Source organism: Clostridium bowmanii, from assembly GCF_018861315.1.
Lineage (GTDB): Bacteria > Bacillota > Clostridia > Clostridiales > Clostridiaceae > Clostridium_AD > Clostridium_AD bowmanii.
This window is the reverse complement of the sequence record NZ_JAHLDL010000003.1, coordinates 202,371-226,988: the sequence shown is the minus strand read 5'-3', so window position 1 is coordinate 226,988 and position 24,618 is coordinate 202,371. Positions and strand designations below refer to the sequence as shown.

The following is a 24,618-nucleotide window of genomic DNA, read 5'->3' as shown; positions in this document are numbered from 1 at the left end:
TGTTAAAAGCGAGAAATCAGCAAATAGAGTAATGAAGAGTATTACAAGATTTATTGAGGAAAAATTAAAGCTTAAAGTGAATAAAGAAAAGAGTACAGTAGATAGACCTTGGAAACTTAAATTTTTAGGATTTTCGTTTTACCGAGCAAAAGGTGAATATAGAATGAGAGTTCCTCAAAAACCTATATGTAAATTCAAAGCAAAGCTAAAGGAATTAACTTCAAGAAGTAATGCGATGAGCATGGAATATAGATTTAGGAAACTTAAGCAGGTGATAGTTGGATGGGTAAACTATTTTGCTATCGCAGATATTAAAACTATTCTTAAAACACTTGATGAATGGTTAAGACGAAGAATTAGAATGTGTTTTTGGAAACAATGGAAAAAGATTAAAACCAAGCATGAAAACCTTATTAAATTAGGTTTAAATAACAATAAAGCTTGGCAATATGCAAATACTAGGAAAAGCTATTGGAGAACTTCCAATAGTCCTATATTAAACAAAACATTAACCAATAAATACCTTAAAAATTTAGGATTAGTTTCTATATCAGAAACATATTTATTAAAACATTAATTTCTATTGAACCGCCGTGTACCGAACGGTACGCACGGTGGTGTAAGAGGTCGGCTAATCAAATAATGATTAGCCTCCTACTTGATTTGAAAACTAAATTCTAATATACTAAATAGATATATTAATATAAATGTGCATATTTTAATTGAAATTGCAAACCCTAATCTTAAATATATCAAAGAGGGGAGAACTGAATGTCTGAATATAGATTAGATCTTGTTTCTGATATTAATTTAAGTGATTATAGCAGCATTCATGATTATATGGAGTTGATTGACGAAAATGATAAGTTTACAATTACATCAAAAATGAAAAGCACTGAAGAAATAAAGATATTGTGTAAAATGTTAGAAAATAATTATTTTACGGTTGTGTCACAAGGAGGCAAAGAAAATGGCGAATATTATATCACATCACAAAAGAGAAAATAAAGATGATCTTATAGATACCAGATTAATAGAGCAAGCATATGGTTCAGACTGCCCAGGGAAAGTGACACCACATCCACTAGTGATTAACAGTTATGCAGATTCTACAATGACATCTAAGTCAATGATACCATCTGTGGACTTAGAAAATGGACTACGGATTCATAATAATAATGAATTATCCAAGTAATTAGTTAATTGATATACAAACATAATAGATGAGAAGTTAAATAGCACCTAAGTATTTTTATAGTATTTTAATAAGACAAATTTCAGAGGTGACTTTCCGAAATTTGTTTTTGATTTTATAGAAGATTATAAAGGGGTAATAATATTATTTGAATCCATTATAAGCGGGTTCTTCGTGTTAGTTTGTTATCATCTTTGAAAACATTTTAGGGAGTTATTCATACATCTTAAATCAACTATAAAAAAATATTGAAAATACTTGAGCTCAGTGTTATGTTATAGAGAGAAAAGATATCTAAAGAACGTATTGGTTTTATACTTAACTAGGTAGGGGGAATTGTAATGAAAAAAGAGTTATTTATAAAAAATAGAACTAATTTATGGGCTAAATTAGAAGAGAATTCCATAACATTAATGTTTGCAGGTGAGGCCCCATATAAATCAGCAGATGAAACATATGCTTTCACTCCAAACAGAAATTTTTATTATTTAACGGGTATAGACAGAGAAAAAATGATTTTAATGTTAGTGAAAAGAAATGGTAAGGTGGATGAAACACTATTTATAGAAAAGAATGATCCTATTATGGCTAGATGGGTAGGAGAAAAAATGCCAGAAGTAGAAGCAAAAGAGATTTCAGGCATAGAAAGTATTAAGTTCTTAAAGGAATTTGAAGAAACTTTTGGGGCTATTATGGATAGAGCCAAAATAGATAATTTATACTTAGATCTTGAAAGGCAACAGTTTCATATATCAATGACCTCGCCACAAATGTTTGCTAAGGTTGTAATGGAAAGGTACTCTTATTTAAGAATAAAAAATATACACCATGATATATCAAATCTTAGGCTTATCAAATCAGAGGAAGAAATAGATTTAATAAGAGAAGCTATAGATATAACGGACAAAGGTATAAAGGAATTAATGAGAAATTCTAAAGCAGGAATGAAAGAATATTCGCTAGAGGCTTATTTTGATTTTGTATTAAAAACCAATGGCATAACAGACTATGCTTTCCATACTATTGCAGCTTGTGGTAAAAATGCCACAATACTTCATTATGACCAGAATAATAGTGAACTTGAAGATGGTAAATTAATATTATTTGACTTAGGTGCTCAATATAAATATTATAATGCAGATATAAGTCGCACATTCCCTGTTAATGGAAAATTTACTGAGCGACAAAAGCAGGTATATAATGTAGTACTAAGAGCCCAAGAAGCAGTAACAGCTGTTGCAAGGCCAGGTATATTATTCTCAGTTTTAAACGAGACGGCTAAAAAAGTACTTGCGGCAGGATGCATAGAGTTAGGTCTTATTAAAGATGCTATCGAGTTACCTAGGTATTATTTCCATGGTGTAAGCCATTATTTAGGACTAGATACTCATGATGTGGGAAGTAGAGATCTGGAATTAAAACCAGGAATGGTCCTTACTAATGAGCCAGGACTCTACATAGAGGAGGAAAATATTGGCATTAGAATAGAAGATGATATATTAATTACGGAAGATGGTTGTGAAAATATTTCTATACAAATAATTAAAACCATAGAAGAAATCGAAGAGTTTATGGGAAGTCATAATCATTAAAAAGTTCATATCTTACTGCTTATCTTCTTATTTTTGGAGGGTAAGCTTTTTATTTTGCGAAAATATATAAAGATAAGAATATTATGTACAAAAATGTAAAAAAAACTATCACGGAAAGTATTTTTTAAAGCAGGGTAAAAGAACTTTTTATAGAATAACAATATGTGGTAGAAAATTACTTTGATTTTGAAGGAAAATAATGTGTAAGAATGAAATGAAAGTGGGCATAATTAAAGATATAAGTAAATTCGTTTCAAGTGAGGTGTTTGAATATGATGTTTAATAAATTCACAGAAAGAGCGCAAAAGGTATTGGTATATGCTCAAGAAGAGGCTGAGGAGTTAAAGCATGGGTATGTGGGCACAGAGCATATACTTTTAGGAATTCTAAAGGAACAAGATGGGTTATGTAAAAAATCATTGAATGATATGAAGATTTCTTCAGAAGGGGTAAAAAAATTAGTAATGGAGTATGAGGGTGAAGGAGACGTAGAGATGCGTAGAAATGAGATACCTCTAACTCCTAGGACAAAACGATTATTAGAATTAAGTCTGATAGAAGCCAGAAATTTAAATCATAATTATATTAGTCCAGAACATATTTTGCTTGCTTTAATTCGAGAAGAAGAAGGTGTTGCCTACACAATTTTAACTAATTTAGGAGCGAATTTTAACAAGATAAGAAATGATATACTAAATAATTGGTCCTCTGAAGATATTCAAAAGGGAAGTTTATCAAAAGAAAAAAAGCAACATGGTATCGAAACATTAGATCATTTTGGTAAAGACCTAACTGAAATGGCAAGAGAGGGTAAGCTTGACCCTGTTATAGGAAGAGATAATGAAACTCAAAGGCTACTCGAAATTTTGTGCAGAAGAATGAAGAATAATCCCTGCCTTATCGGAGAAGCTGGTGTGGGTAAAACCGCTATAGCAGAAGGTCTTGCACAAAGAATAGCAACAGGAAGTATTCCTGAAATTCTAAAAAATAAAAGAGTAATAACATTGGATATATCCTCCATGGTGGCAGGATCTAAATATAGAGGAGAATTTGAGGAAAGGCTTAAAAAGGTTATGCAGGAGATAGTAGAAGCAGGAGATGTTATTATATTTATTGATGAAATCCATACTATCATTGGAGCGGGGGGAGCGGAAGGTGCTATTGATGCGTCTAATATATTAAAACCAGCGCTTGCTCGGGGGGAACTTCAATGCATAGGCGCGACTACTATAGATGAATATAGAAAGTACATCGAAAAGGACTCAGCACTGGAGAGAAGGTTTCAACCTATAACGGTAGGAGAACCAAGTAAAGAGGAAGCTGTTGATATATTAAAAGGGCTAAGAGATAAGTATGAAGCACATCATAGAGTTAAGATTACAGATGGCGCAATCGAGGCCGCTGTAACCTTATCAGATAGATATATATCTGATAGATATTTACCTGATAAAGCAATAGATCTTATTGATGAAGCTGGGGCAAAAGTAAGAATTCGAAATTTAACCGCCCCACCAAATTTGAAAGATTTGGAAGATGAAATAGATAAAATTTCTAAAGAGAAATCTGATGCTATTTCAGTACAGGACTATGAAAAAGCTGCTAAGTTAAGAGACTGCGAAAAACAATTAAAGGATAAATTAGATAATTCTAAAAATAATTGGAAAACTCAAAATCAAGGTGATGAATTAATAGTTTCTGAACTTGAAATTGCCAGTGTTGTGTCAAAATGGACTAATATTCCTATAGAAAAATTGACCCAAAAGGAATCTGAGAAATTACTAAAGCTAGAAGAATCACTCCATAGGAGAGTAATAGGACAAAATGAGGCTGTGAAATCTATTTCAAAAGCCGTTAGGCGGGCTAGGGTAGGTTTGAAGGACCCCAAGAGACCTATAGGCTCTTTTATATTCTTAGGTCCAACTGGTGTAGGTAAAACAGAGTTATCAAAAGCATTGGCTGAGGGTATGTTTGGTAATGAAAATAACATGGTAAGAATAGATATGTCTGAATATATGGATAAACATACTGTTTCAAGGCTTGTGGGTTCACCGCCAGGGTATGTAGGTTTTGATGATGGTGGCCAATTAACAGAAAAGGTGAGAAGGAACCCTTATTGCGTTATACTTTTTGATGAAATTGAAAAAGCCCATCCAGACGTAACTAATATTTTATTACAGATATTAGAAGATGGAAGGCTAACAGATGGGAAAGGAAAAACAGTAGACTTTAAAAATACAGTAATTATAATGACATCAAATGTAGGTGCAGCTACTCTAAAAAAGCAGAAGTCTTTAGGGTTCGACATAAAGAAAAAGGGTATAGATTCAGAATATGAAAAGATGAAAGAAAATATAATGGAGGAATTAAAACGTTCATTTAAACCAGAATTCTTAAATAGATTAGATGACATTATTGTGTTTCATTCATTGGAAAAAGAGGAATTATATAAAATAGTAGAATTAATGCTTAATGTAGTGGAGAAGCGCCTAAAAGACCTCGAAATCAATATTACTTTTAATGAGGAGACTAAAAAACATTTAGCTACGGCTGGAATTAATACTGAATATGGCGCTAGACCTTTAAGGCGAGAAATTACAAAGTCTGTGGAAGATGTGCTTTCTGAAGAAATACTTAGGGGGAATATTAACAAGGGTGATGATGTAAGTGTTTTCGTTAGAGAGAATAAATTGATTTTTAAGACTTTATAATTTTAATGTTGTTTATATATAGCAAAAAGTATATACTTTAATTATATTATTTTTTTAAAACCACTCTTGAGTGGTTTTTTAAATTACATTAAAAATAAATAATTCAAAAGTGATTTTTATTGACGTTACTGTTTAAAATAAAGATATTATAGTTAAATAAAAATAGGAGGGCGCATTTATGGAAATTGGCCTTGTAGGTGAAGGAAGACCAATAGCTCAATGCGACAAGATATTTAGTGAAGCAAGTAAGTTAGGGTTAAAAATACTATTATACCTGAGAGAAATTCAAAGAGATTATTGACAAGCGTATTAATATTATAGGTACAGATTCATTAAAAGATATTTTAAATAAGATTTTTTAATGGGGATATCTATTAAATAGGGAGAAAAAAATGAGAGAAGAGAAAAGCAAGGAACTTATGAGTATACTAAAAACAATGGCGCCAGGCACTTCCCTTAGAGAAGGGCTTGAAAATATTTTAAGAGCTAAAACTGGTGGGCTTATTGTTTTAGGAGATGGAAGGGAAATATTAGATATCGTAGATGGTGGTTTTGGAATAAATGCAGAGTATAGTCCCGCTTATATATATGAACTAGCAAAGATGGACGGAGCTATAGTAATAAGCAGTGACCTTAAAAAAATATTATATGCAAATACTCAACTTATGCCTAGTCCTACTATACCCACTTTTGAGACGGGAACAAGGCACAGAACAGCTCAGAGAATAGCTAAGCAAACTGGATCGGTTGTTGTTGCAATATCCCAAAGAAGAACTATCATAACTGTTTACAAAGATGATATAAAATATGTTTTAAGAGATAGTAGTGTTATTTTAGCAAAGGCAAATCAAGCTGTTCAGACCTTAGAAAAATATGTTTCAGTTCTTGAGCGAGTGGTAAGTAATCTAAATCTTTTAGAATTCCAAGATTTAGCTACTCTTTTTGACGTGATATCAGCTATACAAAGGACAGAAATGGTTATGAGAATAGTTGGAGAAATAGAAAGATATATTTGTGAATTAGGGAATGAAGGTAGACTAATTTCAATGCAACTCAATGAGCTGATTAGAAGCGTTGAAGAGGATGGAATACTCTTAATGAGAGATTATTGTCAAAGTGGCATGAACTATACTGAGATGTATAGACAAATAGAAAATTTGAGTTCTGAGGAACTAATGGATTTAGACTTTATTTCTAAAATCATTGGATATGTAGGTGTTCCACTAGTGGATACCTTAATTTCTCCAAGAGGATATAGGATGCTAAATAAAATACCTCGAATACCTGTGAATGTTATAGAAAACTTAGTTAAGAACTTTAGAGAATTAAAAGGTACAATGGAAGCTTCTTATGAACAACTTGATAGTGTAGAAGGAATAGGTGAAGCTAGAGCCAAAGCTATTAAAAATGGATTGAGAAGATTAAAAGAAAAATTCATGTTAGACAAACAAATATAGCACAAAATAAGTTTCAACTTAGTTTGTGCTATATTTTTATCTAAGGTTATATTTACCTAAGGTATTAATTTTGTCATATTCTTTTAAAATAACATCATATAAATTTAAATCTAGAAGGTTGCATAGTGAGGTAGTATAGAAAAGATTGTTTCCAATTTCTCTCTCTATAACTTCTCTACAGTTTTCGCAAAGATTACCTTCCATATGTGTATCAAGTGATGAACTAAGAGTATCTAAATCCAAATCATCTATATTATCAGGAGTATACTGCTTTTTTGCTTCCACTTTAATACAACCACAATTTGTAATAGACTTTACAACAGCTCTATTAACCCGGGCCTCTGATTCTTGAAGCTTAGTAATTATATCTAAAATACTTCTATGTCGCAATAGTGACTCATCCACAGAATTTTGAAAATTATCAAATATACAATCTTTCATTGTGTTCAGCTCCTTATAAAGATTTAAATAACTACACTATATTAATTATAAGTTTTATATTATGTTTTTGTCAATAAATTAAGTACGAATTTCAGCTTATGAATATATAATAAATCAATAGCAGTTTTATTCATAGGGGGAATGTTATGTTAAATATTGGTGAAAACGTATTTTTAGCAGATTATGGTGCTGGGTATGTACAAAATATAGATAGCAATGAATTGTCTTTTATAAAAGGCAAATATGTAAATATTTACATTATACTGGATAATATGAATTTTATGATTCCCATAGAAAAAATAGAGAATTACAAAATAAGAAGAATTTTGAGTAAATTAGAATTAGAGAAGGTCTTGAATATAATATCAAACCATTTTGATTATATAGAAAGTAATTGGAATAATAGGTATAGAATTAATAAGAAAAAAATTCAAAGCGGAGATGCTATAAAAATGTGTCAGGTAGTTAGAGATTTATATTATTTAAAAAAAGAAAATCTGCTTCCGCCAGGAGAGGAAAAGATATTAGAAAGAGTTGAAGGCATGGTAGCCAGTGAAATAATGTTAGTATTGGGAATTAATATGGATGGGGCATTACGTAAAATAAGGAACTTAGTTTAACAAATTGTTAATTGTATGACAGATTTCATTGAAATACGGAAAATTATAGTATATATTAGATAATAACAGGATATAAATTGGATTAAGTGTTAATAATTTAAAAGGAGGTGAAATTTTTTGTTGAAAAAAATTTTAAGAGGACTTTTTACAATAATAGGATTAATTATAGGGTACTTAGTAGGAGATATGCTTCTAACTACAAGTTATTTTGTTGGTCTTAATAACTTTGAAAGTGGTACAATTAAAGGAATAATATTCATTGTTTTTTCTAGTTTGGTTTTTGGAGGTATTTTATTTCTAATATCTCCTATAATCGTGTCTTTGATAATGAGGCTTATGGATTATGTGGAGAAAAGTGTACAGAAGATGCCCACGGCACAAATTATTTTTGGAACAGGTGGTGCAATAATAGGTCTTGTAATTGCAGCCTTATTTGCTGGATTATTTAAATATCAATCACCTATATGGAATATAATTGCTGTTATTTTTACAGTGATAATGGCAGCTTTAGGAGCTGACATTTGTGCTAGAAAAAGAGATGAAATATTATCTTTCTTTACAAGCATTAAAAAGAAAGACGGGTTTAAAGACAAAAAAACCAAGGGGTTTACTAATGAAAATCCAAAAGTATTAGATACGTCTGTAATAATTGATGGTAGGATATTTGATATTTGTCAAACTGGTTTTGTTGAAGGTCCGCTAATAATACCTACATTTGTATTAGAGGAGCTTAGGCATATAGCTGATTCTTCTGATGGACTTAAGAGAAATAGAGGAAGACGAGGATTGGACATACTAAACAAAATTCAAAAAGAATTAAATATCGAGGTTGAAATTTGGGAAAAAGATTTTCCGAATATTGCAGAAGTGGATAGCAAACTCCTAAAATTAGCTCAGGTTTTGAATGGTAAAGTAATTACAAATGATTTTAATCTTAATAAGGTGGCTGAATTCCAAGGAGTTCCAGTTTTAAACATTAATGAACTTGCTAATGCGGTAAAACCAGTAGTACTTCCAGGGGAAGAAATGAAAATTCAAGTGATGAAAGATGGAAAAGAATCAGGCCAAGGAATAGCATATCTAGATGATGGCACAATGATTGTTGTTGAAGGTGGAAGACGTTATATTGGTGAAAATATAGTTGTTATTGTAACATCAGTACTTCAGACTGCTGCAGGTAGGATGATTTTTGCTAAAAATAAAGATTCCTTAGTAAAAAGTTAATCATATTATGTAAGCGAGGTTTTATATGAGTAGAAATTGTGCCATAATTTTGTCGGCGGGCAAGGGTAGCCGTATGGGAGAGACTATTAACAAGCAATACCTAAATATTAAGAATCGTCCCATTTTGTATTATACTTTAAAAGCTTTCACGCAATGCAATTGCATAGATGATATTATAGTAGTTGTAGCAGAGGGTGAAATGGATTATTGCAAAGAAAATATAATTAAAAAATATAATTTTTTAAAAGTGAAAAATGTGGTTATTGGTGGCAAGGAGAGACAACATTCTGTGCTTAATGGTCTAAAGGCTGCATCAAATTGCGAAGTTGTACTTATTCATGATGGTGCAAGACCTTTTATAAACGAATCTATTATTAAAAATGCAATCATATATGCTAATTTATATGGAGCCACTGCTTGTGGAGTAAAGCCCAAGGATACTATTAAAATTAGAGACTCTTCTGGATTTTCTATGGAAGCTCCAGATAGAGAAACACTTTTCTGTGTTCAAACCCCTCAAGCATTTAAGTATGATCTTATATTAAATTGTCATAATAAAATTAACGAAGAAGGCATCAAGGTAACTGATGATACTATGGTAGTTGAAAGGTATGGTAATAAGGTATATCTTTATGAGGGCAGTTACAATAACATAAAGATTACAACACCAGAGGATTTGGAGATGGGAAGACAAATATTAGAAAAGTTTAACTGTTGACACCATCACATTTAATGTGTATCGTAAATAGTAATTATAAAGAATTTTTTTAACAATTAAATTTTAGGTGGTACCGCGAGTTAACTCGCCCTAAAATAGGGCGAGTTTTTTATTTTTTGATATTTTAGTGTTTTAATAAGTAGGTGTTTATTTGAACATGCCTAACTATAAAAGGGGGAATATTCATGAAATTATCAAAAATGCTAATAAGTACGCTAAGAGAAGTACCCGCAGAGGCAGAAATATGGAGTCATAAATTAATGTTAAGAGCTGGTATGATAAGAAAAACGGGATCAGGGTTATACACGTACATGCCATTTGGAATAAAAGTTATAAGAAAGATAGAAGATATTGTTAGATGTGAAATGGAGGATATAGATGCACAAGAGTTTTTAGCATCAAATTTATTGCCTTCAGAAACATTGTCGGAGTCTAACAAATGTGATGTTTTGGGTGTGGAAATGTTTAGACTAAAAGACAGAAGTGGGAATGAATTCTGCTTAGCGGCTAAACATGAAGAGGCGTTTACTGATATAGCTATAAATGAAATTAAATCTTATAAACAATTACCATTAAATTTATATCAAGTTCAAAATAATTACAGAGATGAGAAGTCACCAAAATTTGGTGTTATGAGATCAAGAGAGTTTATAATGGGAGAAGCATGTAGTTTTGATGCAAGTAGTGAAGGATTAGATATATCCTACAATAAAATGCAGGATGCTTACAACAATGTGTTTAGAAGATGTGCGCTGGAATGTAAAGCTGTTGAGGCTGATTCGGTCGCAATTGGTGGCACTAATTCAGTAGAATTTATGGTTAAATCTGAAGTTGGTGAAGATGAGGTCATTTTTTGCAGTTCATGTAGTTATGCAGCAAATATGGAAAATGCCCCAAGTAATCCAGAGCCTACGCAAAAAGAGGAGTTTAAAGAACTTAAAAAAACATTAACTCCAAATGTGAAAACCATAGATGATTTAGCAGTGTTCTTTAATACCACAAATAAAAAATTCGCTAAAACCCTTATTTATAAGGCGGATGATAAAGTAGTTGCTGTTATGGTACGTGGAGATAGACAATTAAATGAGAGTAAAGTAATTAATGCAATAGGTGGAGCTATGAAGTTTGAATTGGCTGATATAGAGACTGTAATGAAATCCACTTCTGCAGAAGTTGGATTTGCAGGCCCAATTGGTATTGTATCCGACGTATTATTAGTTGACGAAGAGGTAGCTAATATGTATAATTTTATGGTCGGTGCAAATGATACAGGATATCATTACGAAAATGTTAATTATGGAAAAGATTTTAAAGGTCAAGTTGGCGACTATAGGAAAGCAGCTGAGGGTGATAAATGCAGTAAGTGTGGATTACAGCTTACTATTGGTAGAAGCATAGAAGTAGCTCACATATTTAAATTAGGAACAAAGTATTCAAAGACTATGGGTGCAACATTTATGGGGCAAGATGGAAAAAATCAACCTTTAGTTTTAGGGTGGTATGGTATAGGTATAAATAGAATAATGGCAGCTGTTATTGAAAAGCATCATGATGAAAATGGCATAATATGGCCAATGGCGGTGGCGCCATATCAGATTGTAGTAGTACCTGTATCTATAAAAGATGAAGAGCAAATGAGAATCGCTGAAAAGATTTATAATGACTTAAAACAATTAGGAATAGAAGTTCTCATGGACGATAGAAATGAGAGAGTTGGGGTTAAATTTAAGGATTTAGATTTAATTGGAATTCCAATGAGAATTACTGTAGGTAAAAAGATTTCCGAAGGTAACATTGAGTTTAAATTACGATGTGCTGGAGAAAATGAAATAGTGGAAATATGTTCAGTTATTGAGAGAGTCAAAGAAGAATTTATAAGTAATAACATAAAATTGTAATATATAAAGGAGCAGAATAAACATGGAATTTAATATGCTAAAGGGTAAATTTACAACGCAGCAAGTTAAACAGTTAAACCCTCTTGTTCTTGCAATAGTTGGAGATGCAATTTATGAGGTGTTTATTAGAACTTACCTTGTAGAAAAAAATAGAGATATGAATGCTCATAAAATTCATGTTAAAGCAGTTACATATGTGAAAGCACATGCGCAAAGTGAATATATGAAATTATTAATAGAAGATTTAGATGAAGAAGAACTGGGTATATTTAAAAGAGCTAGAAATTCCAAAAGCGGAACTACACCTAAAAATGCGAATTTAAATGAATATAAATGGGCTACAGGGTTTGAAGCACTAGTAGGTTATTTATATTTGAGTGAAAAAAATGAACGGTTAAATTGCATTTTTGAAAAAATTATAAACTTTGATTTGGGGGATGAATAATCATGCTTGTAGTTAAATTAATAGAGCATACACCTAGCCCTGAAAAAGTTATAGCAGCAGCAGCTAAACTTTGTTATAGCCCTGTAGGTGTTGATGAAATACTAGATAATTTAGATGAGAAGAAAACCGAAAAGCTTTTGGATATGCTAATGACTTATGGACATCATTCGCCCATAGAACATGTTAGTTTTACCTTTGCAATTGAGGGCATTTCAAGAAGTCTTACTCATCAATTGGTGAGACATAGGGTAGCATCATATTCTCAACAAAGTCAGAGATATGTAAAGCTAGAACAATTTGAATACATAATTCCACCAAATATTGAGAAAAATGAAGTTGCAAAGAAAATATTTATAGAATCTATGAATCGCGTCCAAATAGAGTATAATCAGTTAGTGGAGATTTTGTGCAAAAATGAATTGGATATTCTAATAAAGGAATATTTAAGCCTAGAAAAATTAGTAAGTACTGTAGAAATTGAAAAGAAAAAATACATAATGCTTAAAAGTAAAGCTGAGAAAAAGGCAATCGAGGACGCACGATATGTATTTCCAAATGCTTGTGAAACTAAAATAATAGTTACTATGAATGCTAGAGAATTGATTCATTTCTTTAATCAGAGATGTTGCAATAGAGCTCAATGGGAAATACGGCAAATGGCAAAAACAATGCTTATGCAAGCCAGGGTTGTAGCACCTACATTATTTAAACATGCAGGTCCAAGTTGTGTAAGTGGAACATGTCCTGAAGGTTCTATGTGTTGTGGAAAGACTATGGACGTAAGAAAAGAATATGAAGTTAAATAGATAAAGAAAGTGAGGAATTTAAAATGAGTGACAACAAAAAGCATCAAGGAAGTAGAGAACCTAGAGAGAATAGAGGGGCTTCAAGTACTAGAGAAGATAAAAGTGCAACGGGTTCTAGAAGAGTTTGGACTAAGGAGCCTGCGTCAAAAGAAAGTAGAGGTTCTTCAAGTAGTAAATATAATAAAAGTGCCAAACCAGCTAGAAGATTTAGAGATGACGAAAAAGGTGGAAAAGTTGCAAAAGAAAGCAGAGAAGAGAAAAGCAAAATAAGTACGAAAAGACAAATGGATGAGAATGTTGTAGATGGAAAGAAAATTACTAGGGAAAAATCTGAAATGAAACATAAAAATAGTAATTCCAATGAAGGGTCTGAAACTAAAATCATTAGAGAAGACTTAATTGAAGGAAGAAATGCAGTTATTGAGGCACTAAAATCAGATAGAACTATAGAATATATTCTTATTGCCAAAGGTGATATGATAGGATCTATAAGTGTAGTATTGGCACTTGCCAAAGAAAAAGGAATTGTTACAAAAGAGGTTGACAGAAGGAAGCTTGATGAGATGTCACAAACGGCATCACATCAAGGAGTTATGGCAGTAGTTACACCATACAAATATTTTTCATTGAGCGATATATTTAAAACTGCAGATGAAAGAGGAGAAAAACCTTTTATAATTATACTAGACGAGATAGAAGATCCTCATAATTTTGGGTCTATCATAAGAACAGCTGAGGTATGCGGAGCTCATGGTATAATTATACCTAAGAGGAGAAACGTGGGGGCTACACCAACAGTTTATAAAACATCCGCGGGTGCAATTGAACATGTAAAGATAGCAAAAGTAACTAATATCAATGCTGCTATTGATGAAATAAAAGAACGTGGAGTTTGGGTTTATGGTGCGGATATGGATGCTGAGAGTTATATTTTTAACACTGATTTAACTGGTGCGGTAGCCCTTGTTATTGGAAGTGAGGGGAGAGGTATTTCTAAACTTACAAAAGAAAAATGTGATGTTTTAGTGAAAATACCTATGGTTGGTAAAATAACCTCTTTGAATGCATCAGTTGCTGGTGGTATAATAATGTATGAAATTATGAAACAAAAAATTAGATGAGGTAAAAAGTGAAAACAGTTTTTGTAGATGGGTATAATGTTATTAATAGCTGGCCAAATCTTAATATGATTAAAGATTATAGTTATGAATCTTCTAGGCAGCAACTTATTGACACTCTTCAAAACTACACGGAATTTAAGGGTTATAAAATGTTTATAGTTTTTGATGCACATATGGTTAAAGGAAGTCTTGAAAAAAAAGAAAAACAAGGAAATTTATTTGTGGTTTTTACTAAAGAAGGTGAAACAGCAGATAAATATATTGAAAGAATGGTCAACGATATTGGGAGAAAATGTGAAATATCTGTTGTTACATCTGACTCTTTAGTGCAACAGGTTACTTTTCAAAGAGGGGCTACTAGAATGTCTTCTATTGAATTTTATTATGAAGTAATTAGCATAGAAAAAAAAATTCGAATTAAGACAGAAAAGAAGTATTTAGAAAAAAGAAATTCCTTAGAAGAGAGAATAGATGAAAAAACATTGGCGAAACTTGAGAAAATACGAAGGAACCATTGAATTGTCTTGACTATGGAAATTCCTCTAAGGTATAATCATTTATATGACACATGATTGCTGTGGAGGGGATATTTGTTGGAAAAAATAATTAGGGTAAGTGTTGATATCTCATGCTTTGAAGACAGGTTGGATGAAGAGGTAGTTATTGAGGCACAAAATAAAAATGTTAGAGCACAAGAATATTTAATTAATAAGTACAAAAACTTTGTTAAAGCCAAGGCTAAGTCGTATTTTTTGATTGGTGCTGATAAAGAAGATATATATCAAGAAGGAATGATAGGTCTCTATAAGGCTATTAGAGATTTTAAAGCGGACAGATTGTCTTCATTTAGGGCTTTTGCAGAAATTTGTGTTACAAGACAGATAATTACAGCAATAAAAACAGCTACTCGCCAAAAACATATTCCTCTTAATACATATATATCTTTAAATAAACCAATATATGATGAGGAATCAGACAGAACATTATTGGATGTGTTATCAGGTGCTAAAATTACTGATCCTGAGGAATTAGTTATAAGTAGGGAAGAAGTAATTAGTATTCAAAATGAAATAGGTGAGGTTCTTTCGGAGTTAGAAATGGAAGTCTTGATGTCCTACCTAGATGGTAAATCTTATCAGGAAATTGCATGCGATTTAGACAGACATGCAAAGTCTATTGACAATGCACTTCAAAGAGTAAAAAGAAAATTAGAAAAATGTCTAAGTAAAAGGTAAAAATGTATTGACAAAAAAAACAAACAATAGTAACATTAATAACTGGTGTATAGCTTTAAGTTGTACGTCAGCGGGAGTAGCTCAGTGGTAGAGCACCAGCTTCCCAAGCTGGGTGTCGCGGGTTCGAGACCCGTTTCCCGCTCCAAAATTAAGTGCCCATATAGCTCAGTCGGCAGAGCGTCACCTTGGTAAGGTGGAGGTCACCGGTTCAATCCCGGTTATGGGCTCCATAATTATTAAGGTCCTACAACACACTAGGATAAGTTTACTTGCACAAAAGTGTAATTGTTTAAATAAGGAGGAATACAAAATGGCAAAAGCAAAATTTGAAAGAACTAAACCACATGTAAACATTGGTACAATAGGACACGTAGATCACGGCAAGACAACGCTAACAGCAGCAATAACAGCAGTCCTTGCAACTAAGGGGTTAGCTCAAGCATCAAAGTTTGACCAAATTGACAAAGCACCAGAGGAAAGAGAAAGAGGAATTACAATTAATACTGCGCACGTTGAGTATGAAACAGTAAATAGACATTATGCACACGTTGATTGCCCAGGACATGCAGATTATGTAAAGAACATGATCACAGGAGCAGCACAAATGGATGGAGCAATCCTAGTAGTTAGTGCAGCAGATGGTCCAATGCCTCAAACAAGAGAACACATACTACTCGCAAGCAGAGTTGGAGTAGGATATATAGTAGTATTCTTAAACAAAGCAGATATGGTAGATGATCCAGAATTATTAGAATTAGTTGAAATGGAAGTAAGAGAATTATTAAGTGAGTATGACTTCCCTGGTGATGACATTCCAATTGTAACAGGATCTGCATTAAAAGCATTAGAAAATCCAACAGACGAAGAAGCATCAAAATGCATATTTGAATTAATGGAAGCTGTAGACACTTACATTCCAACACCAACAAGAGCAACAGATAAACCATTCTTAATGCCAGTAGAAGATGTATTTACAATTACTGGACGTGGAACAGTAGCAACAGGAAGAGTTGAAACTGGTATACTTAAGGTTGGAGAAGAAGTAGAAATCGTTGGACTTAGCGAAGAAAAAAGAAAAGTTGTATGTACAGGAGTTGAAATGTTCAGAAAACTTCTAGATCAAGCAATGGCTGGAGACAACATTGGAGCACTATTAAGAGGGGTACAAAGAGCAGATATAGAAAGAGGTCAAGTACTTGCAAAACCAGGTTCAATACATCCACATGATAAATTTGTAGGTCAAGTATATGTACTTAAAAAAGAAGAAGGCGGAAGACATACACCATTCTTCGACGGATATAGACCACAATTTTACTTCAGAACAACTGATGTAACTGGTTCAATCAAATTACCAGACGGAATGGAAATGGTAATGCCAGGAGACCACATTGACATGAATGTAGAATTAATCACTCAAGTTGCAATGGATGAAGGATTAAGATTTGCAATCAGAGAAGGCGGAAGAACAGTAGGTTCAGGAGTTGTTACTTCAATAGTTAAATAATATGGAAAAGATATAACTTAATAGGTATAAATACGCTAAGCTTAATGCATTAGCTCCTAAAAAACAAAATGTGTAGGTTGAATTAGGATAATAAGGAGCATTTAATAAAAAAACACCTTAAACTAACTAATCCATTGACATATCTATTAAGTTGTGATAAATTGTTTAAGTGAAATAAAAAATGCTAAAGATGGCATAGTGCTTATTAAGCATGAGCTTTCTTAAATAGATGGAAAACCGGGAGGTGTAGATTGTGAGAGTAAAAGTAACATTAGCATGTACTGATTGTAAACAGAGAAATTACAATACAATGAAGAACAAGAAAAATAACCCAGATAGAATAGAGATGAAAAAATACTGCAAGTTCTGCCACAAACATACACTTCATAAAGAGACAAAATAATACAGCATAAAACACAAAACGGTGGGGGATGTGAATGAAATGGCTGTTAATGGGAATGTTAAACTTAAAGAAAAATCAAACCAAAAGGGAATGTCAAAGTTTTTTAGGGAACTAAAAGCAGAAGCGAAAAGAATAACTTGGCCTTCAAAAAAAGATACTAAAAAATCAACTATTGCAGTTGTAAGTTTTTCTTTCATTTTTGTAGTTCTTGTAGGTTTGTTGGATTATGGTTTTAATAACCTCTATAAACTAATCTTTAAATAAGGAGGTAGGGGACGGAGTATTCCACCCCGTGAGCTATGGCAGATAAAGCTAAATGGTACGTTGTACATACATATTCTGGTTATGAAAATAAAGTTAAAGTCAACCTAGAAAAAGCAATTGAAAATAGAAACCTTGAAGAATATGTACATGACATTCAAGTGCCTATGGAAGAAGTAGTTGAAGTAAAGGATGGCAAGAAAAAAATAACTTTTAAAAAAGTGTTTCCAGGTTATGTTATGGTTAAAATGCTTATGACAGATGAATCTTGGTATATAGTTAGAAACACAAGGGGCGTAACAGGGTTCGTAGGACCAGGTTCTAAGCCAGTGCCTCTCACTGAAGAAGAAGTTAGAACTATGGGAATAGCAGAAAAAATGATAGTTGTTGACTACGAAATAGGTGAGAACATACAGGTAACATTTGGACCATTAGAAGGATTTGTTGCGCTAATACAAGAGATTCATTTAGAAAAGCACAAAGTTAAAGCACTTATCAATATGTTTGGCAGGGAAACACCTGTTGAACTGGAATTTAATCAAATACAAAAATTAGAATAGGTATCAAGTGGGAGGATTTTTAATCCGATTACCACAATATAGGAGGTATAAACTCATGGCTAAGAAAATAACAGGAATGATAAAACTTCAACTTCCTGCAGGAAAAGCAACACCAGCACCACCAGTTGGACCAGCACTTGGACAACACGGTGTTAATATCATGGGATTCTGTAAAGAGTTCAACGCAAAAACTTCTGATCAAGCAGGAATGATAATACCAGTAGTAATAACGGTATATCAAGATAGATCTTTTAGTTTCATACTAAAGACTCCACCAGCAGCTATATTATTAAAGAAAGCAGTTGGGCTTGAAAGTGGTTCAGGAGTTCCAAACAAAACTAAAATTGCTACAATTTCTAAAGCTAAAGTAAAAGAAATAGCTGAAATAAAAATGCCAGACTTAAATGCAGCATCAATTGAAGCAGCTATGAGTATGATAGCTGGAACAGCAAGAAGTATGGGAATAGTTGTAGAAGAATAATTTTTAATTAATTACGTGGGAGGTAAAAACCGTTATAACCACGAAGGAGGATATTAATATGGGAAAGAATTACATAGAGAGCGCTAAACTTATAGACAAAACAGCTCTATACACACCAACAGAAGCTATGGAACTTACGGTAAAAACTGCTAAGGCTAAATTTGATGAAACTATAGAACTTGCTGTAAGCCTTGGTGTAGATCCAAGACATGCAGATCAACAAGTAAGAGGAGCAGTAGTGCTTCCTCATGGTACAGGTAAAGTAGTTAGAGTTTTAGTTTTTGCTAAAGGCGAAAAAGCTAAAGAAGCAGAACTTGCAGGCGCTGATTTTGTTGGAACTGATGAATTAGTTGATAAAATTCAAAAAGAAAATTGGTTTGAATTTGATGTAGTTGTTGCTACACCAGATATGATGGGTGTTGTTGGTAAATTAGGTAGAGTACTTGGACCTAAGGGATTAATGCCAAATCCAAAGTCAGGAACAGTAACATTTGATGTTACTAGAGCAATAAATGAAATAAAAGCTGGTAAAGTTGAGTATAGAGTTGATAAAACTTCTATAATTCATGTACCACTTGGAAAAGCATCTTTTGGTTCTAAAAAATTAATCGAAAATTTCCATGCTTTAATGGAAGCAGTAGTTAAGGCTAAACCAGCAGCGGCTAAAGGACAATACTTGAAATCAGTATCAGTTTCTAGCACTATGGGACCTGGAATAAAAGTTAATCAAGCTAAAGTCTTAGACTAGTATTGACAAAAAGACTTTTGAATGATATAATTCTAGAGGTAAAATAGATAATATTCCGTAGATAGTAGGTGCGAAAGCGTAAAAGACAACATACCTACCGAGGATTCCAATAGATGTACTTTTGTACGGATATTAGGTCTCTTCGTGTCTGCGGAGAGACCTTAATTTTTTTATAAAGCAGTGTTAAAAACTGTGAGGAGGTGGATACACAGTGTTAAGCAATAATAGACAATTAAAAGAAGCAAAAGTAGCAGAAATAAAAGAAAAATTAGCGAAAGCTCAAGGTGTAGTACTTAGTCAATATCAAGGTTTAAATGTAGAAGATGATACTTTGTTAAGAAAAAACCTTAGAGAAGTTGGAGTAGAATATAAAGTCTACAAAAACACTTTAGTTATTCTAGCAGCTAAAGAATTAGGAATTGAAGGTATAGAAACACACTTGCAAGGATCTATTTCATTAGCATTTGGATACGAAGACCCAACTGTTGCAACTAGAATTTTAGCTGAATTTGCAAAAACTCATAAAAAGTTAGAACTTAAAGCAGCTTTAATTCAAGGAAAAATATTTGACGGTGCGCAGGTTAATATGCTTGCATCAATACCACCAAGAGATGTTCTTATTGCAAAATTACTTGGAAGCTTCAAAGCTCCATTATCAAATTTTGCATACCTATTGAATGCAGTTAAAGAGCAAAAGGAATTAGCTGAATAATATTTTTATTATTGGGCTAAGGTACATAGCAAATAATTTTAATTGATTCAAGAAATGCTTTTATAAAAAGCAGATATGCTTTTATAAAGGGTAAATAAAAAAATATATATATGAAAAAAATTCGGAGGTGCATTTATAATGACAAGAGAAGAAATTATTCAAGCTGTAAAAGATATGAGTGTTTTAGAATTAAATGAATTAGTAAAAGCTTGCGAAGAGGAATTTGGAGTAAGTGCTGCAGCACCAGTTGCTGCTGCAGGAGTTGCTGCAGTTGCTGCTGAAGAAAAAACTGAATTTGACGTAGTTTTAACTAGTGCAGGAGCTAGTAAAATTAAAGTTATAAAAGTTGTTAGAGAAATAACTGGATTAGGATTAAAGGAAGCTAAAGATATGGTTGACGGAGCTCCTAAAACAATTAAAGAAGCTGTAAGCAAAGACGACGCAGAAGCTATTAAAGCTAAAATAGAAGAAGTTGGCGGCGGAGCAGAAGTAAAATAATTTTTTCAGAAAAGGGGGGTGCTTTTATTTAAGAGTGCCCTTTTTTTGAAATGTTATGTTGACATAGAAATATAATTATGATAATATAGCATGATGCACTGAAAATTAGTATTTTGTCGCTAAAAAAAATGCAAATACTGAAAAAAGGTGAATTAAATTAACAAGAGTGGTTATAATATTATAAAAATGTGTGAATCCAGAAACACAAAGTCCTAGGGGAAAGTGTGTTTTTGGTTATTTTAGTTTATGCAAGGGGTGAAAGCTGATGGTACATCCTGTCCAATTAGGTAAAAGAACAAGAATGAGTTTTTCAAAAATAAGAGAAGTAACTGATATGCCAAATTTAATTGAAATACAGTTAGACTCTTATAATTGGTTTCTAAAAGAAGGACTTCAAGAGGTTTTTGACGATATAAATCCTATTCAAGACTATACTGGAAATCTTGTTCTAGAGTTCGTAGGTTACAAACTTGATATAGAGAATATCAAGTATACTGTAGAACAATGTAAAGAGAGAGATACAACTTACGCAGCACCTTTAAAAGTTAAGGTTAGATTGCGTAATAATGAAACTGGTGAAATCAAAGAGCAAGAAGTCTTTATGGGAGATTTCCCTCTGATGACAGAACAAGGGACATTTGTTATCAATGGTGCAGAAAGAGTTATAGTAAGTCAATTGGTGAGATCACCAGGCGTTTATTACAATTATTCTGTGGATAAAACAGGAAAAAAACTTTACTCTGCAACGGTAATACCAAACAGAGGAGCATGGCTAGAGTATGAAACAGATTCTAATGATATTGTATATATTAGAATTGATAAGACAAGAAAATTGCCTATAAGTATTTTGGCTAGAGCTATGATGGATAATGGTAGTGATTTAGACCTACATGAATTATTGGGTGAAGAAGAAAGATTAACAGCAACAATAGAAAAGGACAATACAAAAACAAGAGAAGAAGCACTAATAGAGATATATAAGAGATTAAGACCGGGTGAACCACCTACAGTTGATAGTGCCATATCTCTTATCGATTCACTGTTCTTTGACGCGAAAAGGTATGATTTATCAAGAGTTGGTAGATATAAGTTTAACAAGAAATTATCAATCAATCATAGAATTTCAAATCAAATTGCTGCAGGCAATATTGTAAACCCTATAACTGGTGAGGTTATAGTTGAAAAAGATCAAAAGATAGACAGAGAAACTGCTTTAGACATTCAAAATTTGGGGATTAATGTAGTAGATCTTCAAGTAGAGGATAAAGTTTTAAGAGTTATAGGAAATAACTTTGTCAACATCAATAGTGTAATTAAATTTGATATTTCTGATCTTAACATTAGGGAAATGGTTCATTTTCCAACATTAAAAGAAATATTAGATAATTTCACAGATGAAGAAGCAATTAAAGAGCAAATTAAAATTAACAAAAGCAGATTAATACCAAAACATATAATTAAAGATGATATGTATGCTACAGTGAGCTACGAGTTAGGACTAACTTATGATATCGGTTATATTGATGATATTGATCATTTAGGGAATAGAAGAATTAGATCTGTAGGGGAACTTTTACAGAATCAATTCAGAATAGGCTTATCTAGAATGGAAAGAGTTGTAAAAGAAAGAATGACAATTCAAGACCAAGAAGGAATAACGCCTCAAGCACTCATTAACATAAGACCCGTAGCTGCAGCTATAAAAGAGTTCTTTGGAAGTTCTCAACTTTCTCAATTTATGGATCAAACAAATCCATTATCAGAACTTACAAATAAGAGAAGATTATCTGCACTAGGACCAGGTGGACTTTCAAGAGAACGAGCTGGGTTTGAAGTCAGAGACGTTCATTACTCACATTATGGAAGAATGTGCCCTATAGAAACACCAGAAGGACCTAATATAGGACTTATTAACTCTCTTGCTAGTTATGCTAAAGTAAATGAATATGGGTTTATAGAAACACCATATAGGGTTGTTGATAAGAAAACGTCAGTAGTTACAAACAAAATTATATATATGACAGCAGACGAAGAAGATTTATATTTAGTAGCACAGGCAAGTGAACCAATAAGTGAAGATGGTACTTTTGTAGATAAAAAAGTTACTGTAAGATTTAAAACAGAAGTAATGGTTGTTTCAAAAGAAGAAGTGGACCTTATGGATATATCGCCAAGGCAGATAGTTTCTGTTGCAACTGCAATGATTCCTTTCCTTGAAAATGATGATGCTAGTCGTGCTCTAATGGGTTCGAACATGCAACGCCAAGCGGTGCCACTGCTTAAATCACAAGCACCAATTGTTGCTACAGGAATTGAATACAGAGCTGCAGTAGATTCCGGTGTTCTTCCGAAAGCTAAAAATGCAGGCACAGTTGAGTATGTAAGTGCCAATGAAATTAGGGTAAGAAGAGACTCAGATGGTGAATTAGATGTTTACAAAATTCTTAAGTTTAAAAGATCCAATCAAGGTACATGTATAAATCAAAGACCTATAGTTGATAAAGGTGAAAAAGTTGGAGTAAATACTGTACTTGCAGATGGACCTTCTACAGACCTTGGAGAAATAGCATTAGGTAAGAATATTCGTATTGGGTTTGTAACTTGGGAAGGATATAACTATGAGGATGCAATGCTCATATCTGAAGAGCTTGTTCGTGATGATATATTTACTTCAGTTCATATTGAAGAGTATGAGTCAGAAGCAAGAGATACAAAACTTGGACCAGAAGAAATAACTAGAGACATCCCAAATGTCGGAGAAGACGCACTTAAAGACATAGATGAGGGTGGAATAATAAGAATAGGTGCTGAAGTTAGATCTGGAGATATCCTAGTGGGAAAAGTAACCCCTAAGGGCGAAACAGAGCTTACTGCAGAGGAAAGATTATTAAGAGCAATATTTGGTGAAAAAGCAAGAGAAGTAAGAGATACATCACTTAGAGTGCCACATGGCGAAGCTGGAATTATAGTTGACGTTAAAGTGTTCACTAGAGAAAATGGTGATGAACTTCCACCAGGTGTAAATGAACTAGTTAGATGTTATATAGCTCAAAAGAGAAAGATTTCTGTAGGAGATAAGATGGCAGGAAGACATGGTAATAAAGGGGTTATCTCTAGAGTATTACCTATAGAAGATATGCCGTTTTTACCTGATGGAAGGCCACTTCAAATATGCTTAAATCCACTAGGGGTTCCTTCTCGTATGAATATAGGGCAGGTATTAGAAGTCCACTTAGGATGGGCAGCTAGTGAACTCGGTTGGCATATTGCAACTCCAGTATTTGATGGTGCGCAAGAAGAAGAAATTGAAGCATGCCTAGAAAAAGCCGGATACCATGCAGATGGTAAAACTGATTTATATGATGGAAGAACAGGAGATGCATTTGATAGCAGAGTTACTGTTGGATATATGTATATCTTAAAACTACATCATTTAGTAGATGATAAAATACATGCAAGATCAACAGGGCCATACTCTCTAGTAACTCAGCAACCATTAGGTGGTAAAGCACAGTTTGGTGGTCAAAGATTCGGAGAGATGGAAGTGTGGGCACTAGAAGCTTATGGTTCAGCTCATACTCTACAAGAAATTTTAACAGTTAAGTCTGATGATGTTGTAGGTAGAGTTAAAACTTATGAAGCAATAGTAAAAGGCGAGAATATTCCAGAACCTGGTGTGCCAGAATCCTTCAAAGTTCTTATCAAAGAATTACAAGCATTGTGCCTAAATGTTAAAGTTCTTACTGATGAATTAGAGGAAATTAAACTTAAGGAATCAGTTGATGATGAATTAGAAGAGTTAAATTTAAATGTTAACATTGAAGGATCAGAAGACGTAATTCCTGAAGCACCAACAGAAGAGTACATTGAGCTTATCGATGAAGACGAAGAAGTAGACGTTGATATAAATTATGATGAAATACCCTTGGAAGAATTTGGTGAGGATTTAGAATTAAATGACTTTAATGACGAGCATTAATATGAAGGGAGG

At 32.9% G+C, this 24,618-nt stretch carries 26 protein-coding genes, 2 tRNA genes and 1 other annotated feature; of the genes, 27 read left to right on the top strand and 1 reads right to left on the bottom strand.

Annotated features, from left to right (window positions below):
• From KPL51_RS03505 to disA, 7 genes are all read left to right on the top strand, one after another.
• A partial coding sequence (locus tag KPL51_RS03505) for a group II intron maturase-specific domain-containing protein (protein ID WP_280526755.1) occupies window positions 1–577 on the top strand: 577 nt, incomplete at its 5' end.
• A 194-nt stretch (window positions 578–771) separates the two neighbouring features.
• The gene (locus tag KPL51_RS03500) at window positions 772–1,008 is read left to right on the top strand and encodes a hypothetical protein (RefSeq protein ID WP_216157384.1); all 237 of its coding nucleotides are present in this window, start codon (window positions 772–774) and stop codon (window positions 1,006–1,008) included.
• A complete protein-coding gene (locus KPL51_RS03495) occupies window positions 971–1,195 on the top strand; it encodes a hypothetical protein (protein ID WP_216157382.1) in 225 nt (74 codons plus the stop codon). The genes KPL51_RS03500 and KPL51_RS03495 overlap by 38 nt, the downstream gene beginning before the upstream one ends.
• Before the next feature lie 341 nt (window positions 1,196–1,536).
• Entirely contained in the window at window positions 1,537–2,787 is a 1,251-nt protein-coding gene (locus tag KPL51_RS03490; protein ID WP_216157380.1) for an aminopeptidase P family protein, read from the top strand.
• A gap of 272 nt (window positions 2,788–3,059) precedes the next feature.
• A complete protein-coding gene (locus KPL51_RS03485) occupies window positions 3,060–5,495 on the top strand; it encodes an ATP-dependent Clp protease ATP-binding subunit (RefSeq protein ID WP_216157378.1) in 2,436 nt (811 codons plus the stop codon).
• Between the two features lie 178 nt (window positions 5,496–5,673).
• Complete coding sequence (locus KPL51_RS23925) at window positions 5,674–5,796, top strand: hypothetical protein (RefSeq protein ID WP_263628188.1); 123 nt, start codon at window positions 5,674–5,676, stop codon at window positions 5,794–5,796.
• A gap of 91 nt (window positions 5,797–5,887) precedes the next feature.
• The gene (disA, locus tag KPL51_RS03480) at window positions 5,888–6,952 is read left to right on the top strand and encodes a DNA integrity scanning diadenylate cyclase DisA (protein ID WP_216157376.1); all 1,065 of its coding nucleotides are present in this window, start codon (window positions 5,888–5,890) and stop codon (window positions 6,950–6,952) included.
• 36 nt (window positions 6,953–6,988) lie between these two features.
• Here disA and KPL51_RS03475 read toward each other — a convergent pair whose 3' ends face one another.
• Window positions 6,989–7,393 (bottom strand): nucleoside triphosphate pyrophosphohydrolase family protein, encoded by a 405-nt coding sequence (locus KPL51_RS03475; RefSeq protein WP_216157374.1) that lies wholly within the window; start codon window positions 7,391–7,393, stop codon window positions 6,989–6,991.
• Window positions 7,394–7,539: 146 nt separating this feature from the next.
• Between KPL51_RS03475 and KPL51_RS03470 the strand changes: the two genes are divergently transcribed.
• The 20 genes from KPL51_RS03470 to rpoB all read left to right on the top strand — a co-directional run bounded on the left by KPL51_RS03470 (window position 7,540) and on the right by rpoB (window position 24,606).
• Window positions 7,540–8,013 (top strand): CarD family transcriptional regulator, encoded by a 474-nt coding sequence (locus KPL51_RS03470; protein WP_216157372.1) that lies wholly within the window; start codon window positions 7,540–7,542, stop codon window positions 8,011–8,013.
• A 117-nt stretch (window positions 8,014–8,130) separates the two neighbouring features.
• Window positions 8,131–9,237, top strand: a complete 1,107-nt coding sequence (locus KPL51_RS03465; RefSeq protein WP_216157369.1) for a PIN/TRAM domain-containing protein — start codon at window positions 8,131–8,133, stop codon at window positions 9,235–9,237.
• Between the two features lie 25 nt (window positions 9,238–9,262).
• Complete coding sequence (gene ispD / locus KPL51_RS03460) at window positions 9,263–9,955, top strand: 2-C-methyl-D-erythritol 4-phosphate cytidylyltransferase (protein ID WP_216157366.1); 693 nt, start codon at window positions 9,263–9,265, stop codon at window positions 9,953–9,955.
• A 185-nt stretch (window positions 9,956–10,140) separates the two neighbouring features.
• A complete protein-coding gene (locus KPL51_RS03455) occupies window positions 10,141–11,853 on the top strand; it encodes a proline--tRNA ligase (protein ID WP_216157363.1) in 1,713 nt (570 codons plus the stop codon).
• A gap of 22 nt (window positions 11,854–11,875) precedes the next feature.
• On the top strand, window positions 11,876–12,298 hold the full coding sequence (locus tag KPL51_RS03450; RefSeq protein ID WP_216157360.1) for a Mini-ribonuclease 3: 423 nt from the start codon (window positions 11,876–11,878) through the stop codon (window positions 12,296–12,298).
• 2 nt (window positions 12,299–12,300) lie between these two features.
• On the top strand, window positions 12,301–13,104 hold the full coding sequence (gene thyX, locus KPL51_RS03445) for an FAD-dependent thymidylate synthase (protein WP_216157357.1): 804 nt from the start codon (window positions 12,301–12,303) through the stop codon (window positions 13,102–13,104).
• Between the two features lie 335 nt (window positions 13,105–13,439).
• On the top strand, window positions 13,440–14,225 hold the full coding sequence (rlmB, locus tag KPL51_RS03440; protein ID WP_224853639.1) for a 23S rRNA (guanosine(2251)-2'-O)-methyltransferase RlmB: 786 nt from the start codon (window positions 13,440–13,442) through the stop codon (window positions 14,223–14,225).
• Between the two features lie 8 nt (window positions 14,226–14,233).
• Complete coding sequence (locus tag KPL51_RS03435) at window positions 14,234–14,743, top strand: NYN domain-containing protein (protein ID WP_216157351.1); 510 nt, start codon at window positions 14,234–14,236, stop codon at window positions 14,741–14,743.
• Between the two features lie 75 nt (window positions 14,744–14,818).
• Window positions 14,819–15,460, top strand: a complete 642-nt coding sequence (sigH, locus tag KPL51_RS03430) for an RNA polymerase sporulation sigma factor SigH (RefSeq protein ID WP_216157348.1) — start codon at window positions 14,819–14,821, stop codon at window positions 15,458–15,460.
• A gap of 70 nt (window positions 15,461–15,530) precedes the next feature.
• Window positions 15,531–15,605 (top strand) — tRNA-Gly (locus KPL51_RS03425).
• Window positions 15,606–15,614: 9 nt separating this feature from the next.
• Window positions 15,615–15,690 (top strand) — tRNA-Thr (locus tag KPL51_RS03420).
• Between the two features lie 80 nt (window positions 15,691–15,770).
• On the top strand, window positions 15,771–16,964 hold the full coding sequence (tuf, locus tag KPL51_RS03415; RefSeq protein ID WP_216157309.1) for an elongation factor Tu: 1,194 nt from the start codon (window positions 15,771–15,773) through the stop codon (window positions 16,962–16,964).
• 253 nt (window positions 16,965–17,217) lie between these two features.
• On the top strand, window positions 17,218–17,367 hold the full coding sequence (gene rpmG / locus KPL51_RS03410; protein ID WP_125002828.1) for a 50S ribosomal protein L33: 150 nt from the start codon (window positions 17,218–17,220) through the stop codon (window positions 17,365–17,367).
• A 39-nt stretch (window positions 17,368–17,406) separates the two neighbouring features.
• Entirely contained in the window at window positions 17,407–17,631 is a 225-nt protein-coding gene (gene secE / locus KPL51_RS03405; protein WP_216157432.1) for a preprotein translocase subunit SecE, read from the top strand.
• Window positions 17,632–17,666: 35 nt separating this feature from the next.
• Window positions 17,667–18,188, top strand: coding sequence for a transcription termination/antitermination protein NusG (nusG, locus tag KPL51_RS03400; RefSeq protein ID WP_216157344.1), 522 nt, complete (start codon window positions 17,667–17,669; stop codon window positions 18,186–18,188).
• Window positions 18,189–18,243: 55 nt separating this feature from the next.
• A complete protein-coding gene (gene rplK / locus KPL51_RS03395) occupies window positions 18,244–18,669 on the top strand; it encodes a 50S ribosomal protein L11 (protein ID WP_216157341.1) in 426 nt (141 codons plus the stop codon).
• A gap of 58 nt (window positions 18,670–18,727) precedes the next feature.
• Complete coding sequence (gene rplA / locus KPL51_RS03390) at window positions 18,728–19,417, top strand: 50S ribosomal protein L1 (RefSeq protein WP_216157338.1); 690 nt, start codon at window positions 18,728–18,730, stop codon at window positions 19,415–19,417.
• A gap of 37 nt (window positions 19,418–19,454) precedes the next feature.
• Window positions 19,455–19,593: a sequence feature (ribosomal protein L10 leader region), on the top strand.
• 35 nt (window positions 19,594–19,628) lie between these two features.
• A complete protein-coding gene (rplJ, locus tag KPL51_RS03385) occupies window positions 19,629–20,129 on the top strand; it encodes a 50S ribosomal protein L10 (RefSeq protein WP_216157335.1) in 501 nt (166 codons plus the stop codon).
• Between the two features lie 138 nt (window positions 20,130–20,267).
• Window positions 20,268–20,627 (top strand): 50S ribosomal protein L7/L12, encoded by a 360-nt coding sequence (gene rplL / locus KPL51_RS03380; RefSeq protein ID WP_216157332.1) that lies wholly within the window; start codon window positions 20,268–20,270, stop codon window positions 20,625–20,627.
• A gap of 265 nt (window positions 20,628–20,892) precedes the next feature.
• Window positions 20,893–24,606 carry a DNA-directed RNA polymerase subunit beta gene (gene rpoB / locus KPL51_RS03375; RefSeq protein ID WP_216157327.1) on the top strand — a complete coding sequence of 1,238 codons (3,714 nt, stop codon included), beginning with the start codon at window positions 20,893–20,895 and terminating at the stop codon, window positions 24,604–24,606.
• The last annotated feature ends 12 nt before the right edge of the window (window positions 24,607–24,618 follow it).